The 15,286-nt window shown below is 48.4% G+C and carries 12 protein-coding genes and 1 pseudogene; all 13 read left to right on the top strand.

Going from position 1 to position 15,286, the window contains the following annotated elements; genetic code table 11:
• Nucleotides 1–15: 15 nt before the first annotated feature.
• Nucleotides 16–189 (top strand): annotated as a pseudogene (locus GKG43_RS03020) (DapH/DapD/GlmU-related protein); the annotation flags it as partial.
• A gap of 29 nt (nt 190–218) precedes the next feature.
• Nucleotides 219–1,196, top strand: a complete 978-nt coding sequence (locus tag GKG43_RS03015) for a Gfo/Idh/MocA family oxidoreductase (RefSeq protein WP_055150712.1) — start codon at nt 219–221, stop codon at nt 1,194–1,196.
• Between the two features lie 96 nt (nt 1,197–1,292).
• Nucleotides 1,293–1,427, top strand: coding sequence for a TnpV protein (locus GKG43_RS03010; protein WP_083486998.1), 135 nt, complete (start codon nt 1,293–1,295; stop codon nt 1,425–1,427).
• Between the two features lie 648 nt (nt 1,428–2,075).
• Nucleotides 2,076–3,458 (top strand): RNA-binding domain-containing protein, encoded by a 1,383-nt coding sequence (locus GKG43_RS03005; protein WP_055150709.1) that lies wholly within the window; start codon nt 2,076–2,078, stop codon nt 3,456–3,458.
• 268 nt (nt 3,459–3,726) lie between these two features.
• Nucleotides 3,727–3,957 carry a hypothetical protein gene (locus GKG43_RS03000; protein WP_055150703.1) on the top strand — a complete coding sequence of 77 codons (231 nt, stop codon included), beginning with the start codon at nt 3,727–3,729 and terminating at the stop codon, nt 3,955–3,957.
• A gap of 345 nt (nt 3,958–4,302) precedes the next feature.
• Nucleotides 4,303–6,900 carry an ATP-dependent chaperone ClpB gene (clpB, locus tag GKG43_RS02995; RefSeq protein WP_055150700.1) on the top strand — a complete coding sequence of 866 codons (2,598 nt, stop codon included), beginning with the start codon at nt 4,303–4,305 and terminating at the stop codon, nt 6,898–6,900.
• Entirely contained in the window at nt 6,897–8,189 is a 1,293-nt protein-coding gene (locus GKG43_RS02990) for a DNA polymerase IV (RefSeq protein ID WP_242857506.1), read from the top strand. Before clpB ends, GKG43_RS02990 begins: the two co-directional genes overlap by 4 nt.
• Nucleotides 8,186–9,199, top strand: a complete 1,014-nt coding sequence (locus tag GKG43_RS02985; protein WP_055150697.1) for an acyltransferase family protein — start codon at nt 8,186–8,188, stop codon at nt 9,197–9,199. Before GKG43_RS02990 ends, GKG43_RS02985 begins: the two co-directional genes overlap by 4 nt.
• A gap of 139 nt (nt 9,200–9,338) precedes the next feature.
• Nucleotides 9,339–10,799 carry a UDP-N-acetylmuramoyl-L-alanyl-D-glutamate--2,6-diaminopimelate ligase gene (locus GKG43_RS02980; protein ID WP_055150695.1) on the top strand — a complete coding sequence of 487 codons (1,461 nt, stop codon included), beginning with the start codon at nt 9,339–9,341 and terminating at the stop codon, nt 10,797–10,799.
• A gap of 13 nt (nt 10,800–10,812) precedes the next feature.
• Nucleotides 10,813–13,038 carry a primosomal protein N' gene (gene priA / locus GKG43_RS02975; RefSeq protein ID WP_055150692.1) on the top strand — a complete coding sequence of 742 codons (2,226 nt, stop codon included), beginning with the start codon at nt 10,813–10,815 and terminating at the stop codon, nt 13,036–13,038.
• A 63-nt stretch (nt 13,039–13,101) separates the two neighbouring features.
• Nucleotides 13,102–13,578 (top strand): peptide deformylase, encoded by a 477-nt coding sequence (def, locus tag GKG43_RS02970; protein WP_055150689.1) that lies wholly within the window; start codon nt 13,102–13,104, stop codon nt 13,576–13,578.
• Between the two features lies 1 nt (nt 13,579).
• Entirely contained in the window at nt 13,580–14,530 is a 951-nt protein-coding gene (fmt, locus tag GKG43_RS02965; protein WP_055150686.1) for a methionyl-tRNA formyltransferase, read from the top strand.
• 46 nt (nt 14,531–14,576) lie between these two features.
• Nucleotides 14,577–15,275, top strand: coding sequence for a zinc metallopeptidase (locus tag GKG43_RS02960; protein ID WP_025655084.1), 699 nt, complete (start codon nt 14,577–14,579; stop codon nt 15,273–15,275).
• Nucleotides 15,276–15,286 lie beyond the last annotated feature (11 nt).

Here is a 15,286-nt window from a genome sequence, read left to right as displayed (position 1 = left end):
AAGCAGGTACAGCCGGCTCCGGTTGTAGTAGGAGATAACGTGTGGATAGGCGTCGGGGCAATCATTATGCCTGGGGTGGTTATTGGGGATAATGTAGTAATCGGAGCGGGCAGTGTCGTAACAAAAGATATACCGGACAATGTGATTGCGTATGGTGCGCCATGCAGGACCATCCGTGAAAACAGATAGCGTACGGAAATGAGAAAGGGGATTTGCGGATGAAAAGATATAATTGGGCGGTACTGGGATGCGGCGATATCGCAGGCCAGATGGCCGAGGCGATGAAGAGCCTGGGCAGGGCATTTTACGGGGCCGCAAACCGTACACAGGAAAAAGCAGTGGAATTTGCAGAGAAATATGGCGTAGAGAAGGTATATGGCCGGATCGATGAGATATTTGAGGATGATCGTGTAGATATTATCTATATTGCCACCCCTCATAACACACACAGCCAATATATGCAAAAGGCGCTCCGTGCAGGAAAACACGTACTCTGTGAGAAATCAATTACCCTGAACTCAAAGGAGCTGGAAGAGGCGGTGAAACTGGCTGAGGATAATCATGTTGTCCTGGCTGAGGCGATGACAATATACCACATGCCGGTGTATAGGCGGCTCAATGAGATCATTGCATCCGGCCGGCTGGGAAGTTTGAGGCTGATCCAAATGAATTTTGGATGTTATAAGGAATATGATATGAAAAACCGCTTCTTCAATCCTGACCTTGCAGGCGGAGCAATGCTGGATATTGGAGTCTATGCACTTTCTTTTGTCAGGTGGTTTATGTCATCCAGACCAGAAGAGATTGTATCACAGGTGAAATTCGCGCCTGCCGGCGTGGACGAACAGGCCAGCATATTGCTGAAAAACAAGGAAGAAGAGATGGCTGCTGTTATTTTATCTATGCATGCCAGACAGCCCAAGCGGGGAATGGCGGCATTTGACAAAGGGTATATTGAAATATATGAGTATCCCCGGGGAGTGGAAGCGGTCATTACTTATACGGAAGACGGAGCGGCGGAAGTGGTCAGGACAGGCGAGAAGGAACATGCTCTTGTATATGAGGTGGAGGACATGGAGGCGGCTGTTTCCGGTGAAGAAAATGTCATGCACTTAGATTATACAAAGGATGTTTTGGAAATGATGACTGCCGTGCGGTATGAATGGGGGATGAAGTATCCGGAAGAAAATCCTTGAAAGCATAGAAGATATTAAGACGGGAAAAGGCAGGGAATACAACGACTTCTTTGATAAATTGAAAAGAAAATATAGGCATATATAAAACAGATCATTATGTGTAATATCTCATTTCTTCGGAGAAGCTATCTGAAAGAACACTGCAGGGCGAGATACCAGAGTTTGCTCTTGCAGGATAAGCTGGGAGAGCATTTGATTGAGGTAGACAGAGCTGCAAGGGAACGGGGGTAGCTGTATGTTGACCGGAAGGAGAAGCTGCAGGAGGATCCCTATTTAGAAACAAGGGAAAAGGAAGATGCCTTTCTGGACAGCCTGTTTTCCAAATTTGAAAAGCGACTGGAAAATGCAGTGCCGCTTATGATTGCAGGGCATGTGTTCCAGCTTTTGCAGCACGTTCCAAGAGGAGCGGATTCAGAAAATACTGGAAAGTAGGATTATGAAAAAGAAAACAATAACCTTCAAACCAATCAGGTCCGGGAGATGCAGAAGCAGCAGGAGATTGAAGAAGCTGAAGACGCAGCGTTGGATTTGGCCGACAGCTTTTAAGACTGCCAGAAATTATCATCAAATGGCATGATAGAAAGAAAATGACAGTAAAAATACAAGTAACAGCAGTGCGTAGAACCGGGACAGGAGCGATCAAAGACATTGCCGCTATTTCCATTGGAAATCTGGGATTTACTTGTAACTTACACGGGCTGGGCAACTATTGCCATTGCACTGGCAGGGGCAGTGAGAATAGAATCCTATTTGGTTTTGATAATTTGATAGGTTTTTAGAATATTTTTTCGAAAAATGCACAAAATATTCCAAACTTTATTCCCAATGTGTTATAATACAAAAAGTTGGGAATAAAAGTTGGGAAAAGGATGATGATTTATGAATCTCAAGAAATTAGTTTTAGACTTATGTGCGTATGACGATGAACAGGAATGGTTTGAATTTAAAGAAAATTGGTTTCAACCGGAAGGCTTGGGCGAATATGTATCAGCCCTGTCAAATACAGCAGCATTTCATTATAAGGCTCAGGCATATTTTGTATGGGGCGTTAATGATGAAACTCATGAAATTGTTGGTACAACATTTAATCAGTATTGCGACCATAACAAAGAACCATATCAAAATTTTTTGGCAAGAAATCTGTCTCCGAGCATCAATTTTTCGTTTGAGGAAATAACTATAAATGATAAGAGAGTTGTTGTTTTAGTGATTCCTGCTGCAGAAGAAATTCCGATAGCTTTTAAAGAAAAGCGATATATTCGTATTGGTTCTTCTAAAGCAAATTTGAAAGATTATCCGAAAAGGGAAATCCAGCTGTTCAAAATTCTGGACGGAAGAATGGAGACCATTGAAACATTACCGGCGAAATATCAGGAACTGACATTTTCAAAATTATTTGGATATTATGGTTCAAAAGGAATTGTACTAAATGAGAAAACCTTTGAAAAAAATCTTGGATTAAGAAATAAAGATGGAGAATATAACCTGTTGGCACAGTTGCTTTCGGATAATTCACATTTTCCATTAAGGGTGTCAATTTTTGAAGGAGAGACAAAAGGCTCCAATTTATTTTCTGTAAGGGAATTTGGCAATAACTGTCTGCTTTATAGTTTGGATGAGATTTTAAGATATGCGGATGTATTAAATTTGATTCAGACAGATGAGAGCGAGCGTGTAGTGGAACGTACGGAAATACCATTGTTCGATAATAAAGCCTTTAGAGAAGCAATCATAAATGCTATTTTGCATAACCTATGGATAAGTGGAAACGAGCCAATGATTACTGTATTTTCAGATAGAATAGAAATCCTATCAAGAGGAACACTGGCACCGGCGCAGACTTTGGAAGGCTTTTTCCTGGGAGAATCAATCCCTGTAAATGAAAAGCTATCAGAAATTTTTCTTCAGCTTCATATTAGTGAAAAATCAGGTCGTGGTGTGCCTAAGATTATTGAAACATATGGGAAGGAAGCATTTACCTTTAGAGAAAACTCGATTGTTGTTACAATCCCACTACAGCGAATAAAAAAAGTTGGGAATAAGGTTGGGAAAAGAGTTGGAAATAAAAAAGAATTAAATACAAGAAGAGAAAGAATCATAACAGAAATAAGAGATAATCCGAACATTACTGCCAGAGAATTGCATCAAATACTGGGGATTAGTGAAACAGCAGTAGAAAATAATTTATCATTTTTGAAAAAAAATGGATATGTGGAAAGAGTTGGTTCTAAAAAGACCGGTTATTGGAAAGTTCTCGAGTAAGCATTAAAACAGACATGTACTCGTTGAAAAACAGATTACGGAAGAAATAAATCGAAAATATGAAGAAGTATACAGCAGCAACTGGAACAGCAGAGAGCAGCCACACCTGCTGCCGCTGCTTCCGATGTAAGCAAAATTCAGAGTACAATCCCGGTTCCGCATACTGCAATTCTTCTTTCCAAAATGGGTGTTAGTTTTATTATGCAAGGTCCTCCTGGAACCGGTAAGAGCCAGACAATTACGAATATTATTGCAGAGGCTTTGGCTGATGGAAATCAACAAGGAACAGTACGCTTCCTTGCTGTACTCTATTTCTGCATTTGAAAAGGCATTGCAAAACCTGGATGGCCCGATGTCTGAGAATCCATGGTATATGACAAAGGCAACGTCTTCCGGACAAATGTACAAGCAGCAGCTTATGGCAGCTACAGGCGCACTGTCGAATCTCGGCTTTAACACCGATTTCTCTATGGCACCAATCACAAATGGGGCACTCTAATATCGGAGTGACGATGGACGTTTACAATCATATTACCGAAATGAGTCGTGTAGAAACGGAAATTGCAAAACTGGATACTGCTAGGGCTGTGGTGTAAATGGTGCAACATGGGTGTACAGAAATTTCCCGTACACCAAAACAAAAAGATTTGGTGTAAATTTGGTGTAAAAATGATAAAATGAGTGCTTTTTGAAATTGCAGATGCGCTGTGAAGCCAGTGTTTATAAGGCTTCACAAAAAATATATGGGAAATTAGCACTCACTACTTGACAGTGCTAATAATAAATGGTATTGTTATATTTGTAGTAGAACAACAAGCTCTAAACCGACAAAGGAGGTCTTTCTATGAATATAAATAAATTTACCCAGAATTCTCTTCAGGCAGTCCAGAACTGCGAAAAAATTGCGTACGATTACGGCAATCAGGAGATTGCGCAGGAGCACCTGCTTTATGCGCTGGTAACGCAGAATGACAGTTTGATATTAAAATTACTTGAAAAAATGAATATACAGGGCGCCCTCTTTATAAATCGTGTGGAGGAAGCCTTGGCTAAACGTCCGAAGGTACAGGGCGGCCAGGTTTTTGTAGGGCAGGATCTGAATAACGTCCTGATCCATGCCGAGGATGAGGCGAAGCAGATGGGCGACGAGTACGTGTCCGTGGAGCATCTCTTCCTGGCTCTGTTAAAGTATGCCAGCAGGGAACTGAAAACACTGTACAAGGAGTTCGGCATCAACCGGAACAACTTTTTACAGGCGCTGTCCACCGTGCGGGGGAACCAGAAGGTGACCAGCGACAATCCGGAGGCGACCTACGATACGTTGAATAAGTATGGCCAGGATCTGGTAGAGCGTGCCAGGGACCAGAAGCTGGATCCGGTCATCGGCCGCGACGAGGAGATCCGTAATGTAGTCCGGATACTTTCACGTAAGACAAAGAATAATCCGGTTCTCATCGGCGAGCCCGGCGTTGGTAAGACGGCTGTAGTAGAGGGGCTGGCGCAGCGTATCGTCAGGGGTGACGTACCGGAAGGACTGAAGAATAAGACCATCTTCTCTCTGGACATGGGCGCCCTGGTTGCAGGGGCAAAATACAGAGGAGAGTTCGAAGAGCGTCTGAAAGCGGTTCTGGAGGAAGTGAAGAACAGCGACGGACAGATTATTCTCTTTATCGATGAGCTGCACACAATTGTAGGCGCAGGCAAAACCGACGGCGCAATGGATGCAGGCAACATGCTGAAGCCAATGCTGGCACGAGGGGAACTGCACTGTATCGGTGCCACCACTCTGGATGAATACCGCCAGTACATTGAAAAAGATGCTGCGCTGGAACGCCGTTTCCAGCCGGTTATGGTAGAAGAGCCAACGGTGGAGGATGCAATCTCCATTTTGAGGGGCTTAAAGGAACGGTATGAAGTCTTCCACGGCGTAAAGATTACAGACAGCGCCCTAGTAGCGGCTGCGATGCTGTCTAACCGCTATATCTCCGACAGGTTCCTGCCCGACAAGGCGATTGACCTGGTGGATGAAGCATGCGCGCTGATCAAGACGGAGCTCGATTCCATGCCCACAGAGCTGGACGAACTGCGCCGCCGGATCATGCAGCTGGAGATCGAGGAAGAGGCGTTGAAGAAAGAGGAGGACCGTCTGAGCAAAGAACGTCTGGAACATCTGCAGGAAGAGCTGGCCGGTTTGAACGAGGAGTATGCGGGCAAGAAGGCGCAGTGGGATAATGAGAAGGCCTCCGTAGAAAGAGTCCAGAAGATCCGAGAAGAGATCGAGCAGGTGAACAAGGATATCCAGAAGGCGCAGCGGGAGTATGACCTGAACCGGGCAGCGGAACTGCAGTACGGGCGGCTGCCGCAGCTGCAGAAACAGCTGGAAGAGGAGGAAGATAAGGTCAGGGAGAAAGAGCTGTCGTTGGTACACGAGGCCGTCACTGACGAAGAGATCGCTAAGATCATTTCCAGATGGACGGGAATCCCGGTAGCCAAGCTGAATGAGAGCGAGAGAAGCAAGACGCTCCATCTGGGCGATGAGCTGCATAGGCGCGTCATCGGACAGGATGAGGGCGTGGAACTGGTGACAGAGGCAATTATCCGCTCCAAAGCGGGTATTAAGGATCCGTCAAAACCGATTGGCTCCTTCCTGTTCCTTGGGCCTACCGGAGTTGGCAAGACGGAGCTTGCCAAGGCGCTGGCGGAGAGCCTGTTTGATGATGAGAACAACATGGTGCGTATCGATATGAGCGAGTATATGGAGAAGTTTTCCGTATCCAGGCTGATCGGGGCGCCTCCGGGATATGTAGGATATGACGAGGGCGGCCAGCTGACGGAAGCTGTCAGAAGGAAACCATATTCCGTTGTCTTATTTGATGAGATTGAGAAAGCCCACCCGGATGTGTTCAATGTGCTTCTGCAGGTGCTGGACGATGGGCGTATCACGGATTCCCAGGGGCGGACCGTGGACTTTAAGAATACGATTCTGATCATGACCTCCAACCTGGGAGCCAATTATCTGCTGGAGGGAATCGGGGAAGACGGAACCATAGACGCGGCGAGCCAGGAGATGGTAATGAACGAACTGCGCGCACGGTTCAGACCGGAATTTTTGAACCGTTTGGATGAAATCATTATGTTTAAGCCATTGACGAAAGACAATATTTATGCCATCATTGACTTATTAACAGCAGATGTCAACAAGAGGCTTGCCGATAAAGAACTTTCGATCGAAGTGACAGATGAGGCCAGAAATTACATCGTTGAGGGCGGATATGACCCGATGTACGGTGCAAGGCCGCTGAAGAGATATCTGCAGAAGAATGTAGAGACACTGGCGGCAAAATTGATACTGGCGGGAAATGTAGGAAGAGGAGATGCTATCTTAATCGATGTTGCCGGCGGAAAATTAGAAGCACGTGTGAAAGGACAGCTGGTTTCATGACACCCATCATTTTCCATATCGATGTCAATTCCGCATATCTGAGCTGGACGGCGGTAGAACAACTGAAACATGGTGCAAAGCAGGACATGAGGCTTGTGCCGGCCATTATAGGCGGTGACCAGAAGGCGCGCCGGGGTGTGGTGCTGGCCAAGTCCATTCCTGCAAAAAAATACGGCATTCGCACGGGGGAACCTGTTGCGAATGCCTTTCGTAAGTGTCCGAATCTGGTGATGGCGCCGCCTGATCATAAGATGTACAGGGAAAAAAGTGCACGGCTGATGGAGTACCTGAAGGCATTTACAACCGAGATCGAGCAGGTCAGTGTGGATGAGTGCTATGTGGATTTTACGGGGATTGCATGGAAATATCCGTCTCCTATAGATGCGGCACTGGTGATCAAGGACGGGATAAAAGAAAAGTTCGGGTTTACCGTCAACATTGGGATTTCCTCAAATAAACTGCTTGCGAAGATGGCATCCGATTTTGAGAAGCCGGACAAGGTGCACACCCTGTTTCCCGAAGAAATCCGGATAAAAATGTGGCCGCTGCCCATCGGGGAACTTTATATGGCGGGGCGTTCCAGCGTGGAGACACTGAAAAAGCTGGAGATATACACCATTGGGGACCTGGCGCAGGCAGATCCGGAATTGATCAGCCTCCATATGAAAAGCCACGGGCGGATGCTGTGGGAGTTTGCCAATGGAATTGATGATTCCCGTGTACAGTCGGAGCAGGCAGAGGCAAAGGGGATCGGTAATTCCACAACGCTGCCGGAGAATGCCGAGACAGCGGAGGAAGCGAAGGCAGTTCTGCACGAACTGGCGCAAAGTGTGGGGAGGCGCCTTAGAAAAGCCGGCCAGAAGGCCAATATGGTCAGTATGGAGATCAAATACCATGACTTTCAGCGTATTTCCCATCAGAAGCAGCTGGACAAGCCTTCCCATGAAGACGAAGTACTGTATGAGGCTGCCTGCAGGCTGTTTGACGAGACGTGGGATGGAGAACCGATCCGTCTTCTCGGAATTCGAACGGCAAAGCTTGTCGTTGCGTCCGAACCGGTGCAGCTTTCCATCTTTGATATTGAGATGCCGAAGCCTCCGGATGAAAAGCACCGAAAGCTGAATCAGGCGATGGAGGAGATACGGGCGAAATACGGAAAAGATGCGGTGGTAAAGGCGAGCCTGATGAAAAAGGGCGGCGTACAGAAAAAAGGAGCACGAAAAGACGGAAACAGCGCCGGAAACGGGGAGAACGGCGGCAGGAAGAAAGATACAGGAAGTAAAATATGAAGAACAAGAACTACAACATGGAACTGATCAGAACCGTCTCATTTGTGATGGTTATTATCATACACGTTACCAATTATTTTTGCAGGGCATACACGGAAATAGGCAGGGGAGAATATCTGTTTTCCCTGCTGCTGGATACTGTGTCCAGGGTCAGTGTGCCCTGCTTTTTCATGCTCAGCGGAGCCCTGCTGCTGGGACGGTCGGAAAGTCTGCGCAAGAACGGGAAACGTCTGCTGCGTTTTTTTATCGTACTGGTATTTTGGAGCATTGTTTATTATTTCTTTAATATATATTATATGGAGACGCCTTATGATCTGCGGGATCTGCTTTATATTCCCACGGAGCCGCATCTGTGGTACCTGTATGCGATGATTCCCATTTACCTGGTGCTGCCCTTTTTCCAGATCATGTGCAGGGGGATGAATGCCAGGATGGATAAAGCGTTTTTGCTGATGGGCAGCCTCGCGGCAGTATTTATGTACTTTTCTTCACTTCTGCATGAGGAGCCGTATTATGATCTGCCGATCATCGGGGACAGGGTGTATGCGTTTTATTTTTTTCTTGGATATCTTATCCATAAATACCGGGAAAAACTAAAGGGCAGGGAACCGCTGCTCCTCGGGGTATTTCTGGGAAGTACGGCATTGAATCTGGCGCTGACCGCCTGGAAGTCGTCCGCTCAAGGGGAGCACTTTGAGCGGTTTCTGGAATATGGATGCCCGCTGGTGATCACGGCGGGAGGCGCTTTTTTTGCTTTTATGATCCTGCTTGGCGGCGGAAATATCAGGCTGAAGGAGAGGACAAAAAGGGCGGTTGATACCTGGTGCGCAAGCTCTTTTGGAATCTATCTGATCCATATACTATTTCTGGATACTTATAAAAAATATGTGGATCCGGGGCAGATCAGCGCATGGACTGCCGTGCCCGGACTGACAGCAGGCATATTGATCCTTTCCTTTGTTTGCATACACTTCATACGAAAATTGCCGTTTGGCAAGTATATTTCATAAAGAATTCACAGGAGAATTTTGCAACCGGAGGCTGTTTGTGTTATTCTATGGTAGGTAAGTTTTTTCAGTACATCGTAAAATTACGTCCGGGAAGCGGGCGTCAATTGGACAGACGATGTACCAGTCAGGAGGAGTAAACATGAAACTGAATCAGTTATTAGAACGTTTAGAATACGAAGTCGTACAGGGAAGTGATGAGGCAGAGATTACCACATTCATCAATGATTCCAGAAAAGTAGAAGAGGGATCCGCATTTGTCTGCATCAGCGGAGCCGTTGTGGACGGACACGATTTTATCGGTGAAGTGGCCGGCAAAGGGGCGGCAGCCGTGATTGTGGAGCGGGAGGCGGATGCGCCGGAGGGAATGACCGTGATCCGGGTAAGGGATACCCGCTATGCGCTGGCGCTGATGTCGGCCGCTTATTTTGGTTATCCGGCGGATAAGATGAAGATTATCGGAATTACCGGAACAAAGGGGAAGACTACAACAACTTATTTGATCAAGTCCATTTTGGAAAGGGTTGGCCATAAAGTGGGGTTGATCGGAACCATAGAGGCGATTATAGGGGATGAGAAGATCCCGGCCGCGAACACGACTCCGGAATCCTATACGATCCATCAGTACTTTGCAAAAATGGTGGAAGCAGGCTGCGACTGCGTTGTGATGGAGGTGTCTTCCCAGGGCCTGATGCTGCACAGGACCGCTGGGATCGACTTTGAAATCGGAATTTTCACCAATCTGGGTAGAGACCATATTGGGCCCAATGAGCATAAGGATTTTGAGGATTATAAGAGATGCAAAGGGCTTTTGTTCCAGCAGTGCAGGCTGGGTATAGCCAACGTGGACGACGAATATTTTGCAGATGTCTTTTCTAAGGCAACGTGCAGGGTGGAGACCTTTGGGTTTTCCGAAAAAGCGGATCTGCGCGCAGAAGATACGCATCTTGTGTCCAGGCCGGGGTACCTGGGAGTCGCCTATCATGCGGCAGGACTTATGGATTTTGATGTGGAAATCGACATTCCGGGCAAGTTCAGTGTTTACAACTCACTGACTGCCATTGCGGTGTGCAGGCATTTCCAGGTGCCCGGAGAGCAGATTCAAAAGGCTCTGAAGGAGGCCAATGTAAAGGGGCGCATTGAGATGATCCCGGTGTCGGATGAGTTTACGCTGATGATCGACTATGCCCACAACGCTATGAGCCTGGAAAGCCTTCTTACAACGCTGAAGGAATATGAGCCGGCGCGGCTTGTCTGCCTGTTTGGCTGCGGAGGCAACCGTTCCAGGGACCGCCGTTATGAGATGGGGGAAGTGTCCGGAAGGCTGGCAGATCTCTCCATTATCACTTCCGACAATCCGAGATTTGAGGAACCCCAGGCGATTATAGATGATATTAAAACGGGGATACAAAGGACTGACGGGAAATATGTGGAGATCTGTGACAGAAAAGAGGCAATCAAATATGCGATTGAGCATGGACAGCGCGGCGATGTGATTGTGCTGGCTGGGAAGGGCCATGAGGATTATCAGGAAATCAAAGGTGTAAAGTATCCCATGGATGAGCGGGTGCTGATCCGGGAAGTTCTGGAAGAATTAAAGTAGGTGAATACATTTCATGTATGCGAATATTATCGTAGACATTACACATGAAAAACTGGATAAGATATTTCAATACAGAGTCCCCTCCCGTCTGGAAGGGGAACTTTCTGTTGGGATGGAAGTACGGGTGCCGTTTGGCCGGGGGAACCGGGAGACGAAGGGGTACGTCATCGGCCTGACAACGCGCTGTAATTATGAGGAATCCAAAGTAAAAGAGCTTCTGGATATCTCCAGGAGCGGCGTGGCAATAGAAGGAAAGCTTGTGGCACTGGCGGCTTGGATGAAGGAGCAGTACGGAGGAACTATGATCCAGTCCTTAAAGACCGTGCTGCCCATCAAGCAGAAGGAAAATGCCAGGGTGAAAAAGCGGGTCCGCCTTCTGTTGGACGAGGAGGACGGCAGGAAGAAGCTTGAGTACTATCTCGAAAAGAATCAGCGGGCAAGGGCAAGGCTGATGGCCGCCCTTCTGGATGACCATGTGCTGGACTATGAACTGGTGTCCCGGAAACTGAATATCACCCTTGCTGTTGTACGGGCGTTGGAGGAACAGGGAGTTCTTGCACTGGAGACAGAGCAGGTATACCGCAATCCGGTGAAAGGGAAAAGAGAAGCGTGCAGCATCACTTTTACCGAAGAACAGCGGCATGCGGTGGATGTATTCTGGAAAGACTATGAACAGGAGAATTACGGCACATACCTGCTATATGGGGTGACAGGCAGTGGAAAGACGGAAGTGTATATCGAAATGATACGCAGGGCGGCGGCCCTCGGGAAACAGGCCATCGTGCTGGTCCCGGAGATTGCGCTGACCTATCAGACGGTGATGCGGTTTTACCGGAGTTTTGGAGACCGGGTGTCGATCATGAATTCCAGGCTCTCGGCGGGAGAGCGCTATGACCAGATGATGCGGGCAAAAGAAGGCGGCATCGATGTGATGATCGGTCCCCGCTCCGCACTATTTACCCCGTTTCCAAACCTGGGGCTGATCGTGATAGACGAAGAGCATGAGACTACGTATAAAAGCGAGCAGGTGCCCCGGTATCATGCGAGGGAGACTGCGATAGAGAGGGCGGCGATGGAGGGAGCCAGTGTGGTCCTGGGATCGGCAACTCCGTCCCTGGAGGCGATGTACCGTGCAAAATGCGGGGAGTTCTGCCTGCTGGAGATGCCGAACCGATCCGGGATGCAGGATATGGCGGAGGTCTCCACCGTGGATCTGCGGGAAGAGATCAAAGAGGGCAACCGGTCGATTCTGAGCAGAAAACTGCAGGATATGATCGCGGATCGCCTGGAGAAGAGAGAGCAGATCATGCTGTTTTTGAACCGCCGGGGATATGCAGGATTTGTCTCGTGCAGGGAATGCGGACATGTAATCAAATGCCCTCACTGCGATGTGTCTCTTTCGTCCCACCGCAACGGGAAGCTGGTTTGCCACTATTGTGGGTACGAGGAACGCAAAGCGCCTGTCTGCCCTGAATGCGGCTCCCGCCATATCGGGGAATTCCGGGCAGGGACACAGCAGATCGAGGAGCTGGTGAAAACCCAGTTTCCGGAGGCGAGAGTGCTGCGGATGGATATGGATACTACGCGGCAGAAGGACGGGCATGAAAAGATTCTGGCGGCATTTGCCAATGAAGAGGCCGATATTCTGGTGGGAACCCAGATGATCGTAAAGGGGCATGATTTTCCGAATGTGACGCTGGTCGGTGTGCTGGCTGCGGATATGTCCCTGTATGCGGATGATTACCGGGCGGGGGAGAGGACCTTCCAGCTTCTGACCCAGGCTGTGGGAAGGGCTGGCCGCGGAAAGAAAAAAGGCGAGGCCGTGATTCAGACCTACAGCCCGGAACACTATGGAATTGTGACAGCGGCGGCACAGGATTACGAGGCGTTTTATGCGGAGGAGATACGCTACCGGGAGCTGATGGGATATCCGCCCGCGGAGAACCTGCTGGCAGTGCTGGTGAGCTGTGGGGATGAACCGCTTCTGGAAAAGGGATGCGGATATCTCAAGGAGTATGCACTGCGCATTAAAAAAGGCGGGAGCATGGAGATCATCGGTCCGGCGAGCCCGGGGATTGGAAAAATCAACGATGTGTATCGTAAAGTGCTCTATCTCAAATCAGAAAGATATGATACACTGGTAAAGATGAAAAACTATCTGGAACAATACATTGAGGTGAATCCGGGATTTCAGAAGATGAGGATCCAGTTCGATTTTAATCCGATGAATGTATTTTGAGTTTTAGAGGTTCAAAGAATAGAGAAAAGAAAAAAGAAGAAGAATAGAAACAGGGAGGATATTATGGCAATCAGAGATGTAAGAGTGATTGGAGATGAAATTTTAACAAAGAAATGCAAAGAAGTAACAAAAATGACTCTGCGTACAAAAATGCTTATCGGAGATATGTTTGATACGATGTATGAAAAGAATGGAGTGGGACTTGCTGCCTCCCAGGTTGGAGTTCTTAAGAATATTGTAACCATCGATATAGGGGAAGGCCCGATCGTGTTAATCAATCCGGAAATACTGGAGACTTCCGGCGAGCAGACCGGTGAAGAGGGATGCCTGAGTGTTCCTGGAAAATGGGGGATTGTGACCAGGCCGGATTATGTGAAAGTACGGGCTTTGAATGAAGATATGGAAGAGTTTGAGATGGAGGGCGAGGGCCTTCTGGCGAGGGCTTTCTGCCATGAAATCGCGCATTTGTCAGGGGAATTGTATGTAGATAAAGTAGAAGACGGGCTTCATGATGTGACATATGAGGAGGAAGAAGAGTAAGATGAGAGTGATATTTATGGGGACTCCTGATTTTGCTGTTGGTACTCTGGAGTCGCTTGTCCAGGCAGGACACGATGTCTGCCTGGCTGTGACCCAGCCTGACAAGCCAAGGGGCAGAGGCAAAGAAATGCAGTTTACGCCGGTAAAAGAAGCGGCAGAAAAGCATGGGATACCGGTGTATCAGCCGGCAAAGGTCCGGCAGCCGGAATGTGTGGCAGAGCTGCGGGGATACAAGGCGGATGTCATTGTGGTTGTGGCTTTTGGACAGATCCTTCCGAAGGAGATACTGGACATGACTCCGTACGGCTGTATTAATGTCCATGCGTCGCTGCTCCCGAAATACAGAGGTGCGGCGCCGATCCAGTGGTCCATTCTCTGCGGGGAAGAGGTGACGGGCATCACGACGATGCAGATGGATGAAGGGCTGGATACGGGGGACATGATCCTGAAAACAGAGGTGCCGATTACGGAGGAGGAAACAGGGGAAAGCCTGCACGACAAACTGGCTGCGGCCGGTGCAGCGCTTTGCGTGGAGACACTGGAGGCGCTGGAGGACGGTACCGCAGTTTTCGAGCATCAGGGTGAGAGTCCGACTCCTTACGCAAAGATGCTGGATAAGAAGATGGGAAATATTGACTGGGGCCAGCCGGCCGTCCGGATCGAGAGACTGGTACGGGGGCTGAATTCCTGGCCAAGCGCCTATACGCACTGGGGAGAAAAAGTGCTGAAGATCTGGAAGGCGAAAGCGGAACCGCAGAAAGAGAAGGGCGGCGCTGCTTCACCCGGAACAGTTTTGGAAGTGGAAAAAGACTCTTTCACAGTGCAGACGGGCGTGGGAATTCTGCGGATCAGCGAGCTGCAGATTCCTGGTAAAAAACGAATGGAGGCAAGTGCATTTCTGAGGGGTTATACACTGGAAACCGGCACCGTATTTAACTGCGGTTCAGAATGACCGAACCCATTTTGGCGGATGCCGCATTCGAATTGGAGGGAGTAACATGTATTTTTTTGGCTATGATCCAACTTATATATTAGTGATTATCGGGGCTGTCATCTGTATTCTGGCATCCAGCCGGGTGAACCGGGTATTCAATAAATATGCCCAGGTACGCAGCCATTCAGGGATGACAGGAAGAGAAGCGGCGGAGAAAATCTTAAGGGCAAATGGAATAAACGATGTGACCGTGCAGCATGTATCGGGGAACCTGACAGACCATTATGACCCGCGCAATAAGGTGCTGAGACTGTCGGATGCGACGTATCAGTCGGCTTCGGTAGCCGCCATAGGCGTAGCAGCACATGAATGCGGCCATGCGGTACAGCATAACGTTGGTTATGCACCGCTGAAGATTCGGGGAGCGCTGGTGCCGGTCGCTAATTTCGGCTCCATGGCGGCGTGGCCGCTGATTATCATCGGCCTGTTTATCAGCGGCCAGACATCGCTGATTCTGATCAATCTGGGGATTCTGCTGTTCTCTGCGGCAGTACTGTTTCAGCTTGTCACGCTGCCCGTAGAGTTTAATGCATCCAGAAGAGCGGTGAAGGTTCTGGAGAATACCGGAATGCTTTATCCGGAAGAAGTAAGCGCGACAAAAGAAGTGCTGGGGGCAGCGGCCCTGACGTATGTAGCCAGCGCCGCATCCATGATCCTGCAGCTTCTCAGGCTGCTTTTGATCAGCGGGCGCAGGCGTGACTAACAGGTTACTGT

The sequence above is a fragment of the Eubacterium sp. BIOML-A2 genome, from assembly GCF_009680135.1.
GTDB classification, from domain to species: Bacteria; Bacillota; Clostridia; order Lachnospirales; family Lachnospiraceae; genus Faecalicatena; species Faecalicatena contortus_B.
This window is presented reverse-complemented; position numbering and strand designations above follow the sequence as displayed.

What these genes read in the sequence shown, in the direction of transcription:
- GKG43_RS03010 (WP_083486998.1), top strand. Translation starts at nt 1,293, where the DNA reads ATGTGTAATATCTCATTTCTTCGGAGAAGCTATCTGAAAGAACACTGC.
- GKG43_RS02980 (WP_055150695.1), top strand. Translation starts at nt 9,339, where the DNA reads ATGAAACTGAATCAGTTATTAGAACGTTTAGAATACGAAGTCGTACAG.
- GKG43_RS03000 (WP_055150703.1), top strand. Translation starts at nt 3,727, where the DNA reads ATGGAAATCAACAAGGAACAGTACGCTTCCTTGCTGTACTCTATTTCT.
- GKG43_RS02960 (WP_025655084.1), top strand. Translation starts at nt 14,577, where the DNA reads ATGTATTTTTTTGGCTATGATCCAACTTATATATTAGTGATTATCGGG.
- GKG43_RS02990 (WP_242857506.1), top strand. Translation starts at nt 6,897, where the DNA reads ATGACACCCATCATTTTCCATATCGATGTCAATTCCGCATATCTGAGC.
- priA (WP_055150692.1), top strand. Translation starts at nt 10,813, where the DNA reads ATGTATGCGAATATTATCGTAGACATTACACATGAAAAACTGGATAAG.
- GKG43_RS03005 (WP_055150709.1), top strand. Translation starts at nt 2,076, where the DNA reads ATGAATCTCAAGAAATTAGTTTTAGACTTATGTGCGTATGACGATGAA.
- fmt (WP_055150686.1), top strand. Translation starts at nt 13,580, where the DNA reads ATGAGAGTGATATTTATGGGGACTCCTGATTTTGCTGTTGGTACTCTG.
- clpB (WP_055150700.1), top strand. Translation starts at nt 4,303, where the DNA reads ATGAATATAAATAAATTTACCCAGAATTCTCTTCAGGCAGTCCAGAAC.
- GKG43_RS03015 (WP_055150712.1), top strand. Translation starts at nt 219, where the DNA reads ATGAAAAGATATAATTGGGCGGTACTGGGATGCGGCGATATCGCAGGC.
- def (WP_055150689.1), top strand. Translation starts at nt 13,102, where the DNA reads ATGGCAATCAGAGATGTAAGAGTGATTGGAGATGAAATTTTAACAAAG.
- GKG43_RS02985 (WP_055150697.1), top strand. Translation starts at nt 8,186, where the DNA reads ATGAAGAACAAGAACTACAACATGGAACTGATCAGAACCGTCTCATTT.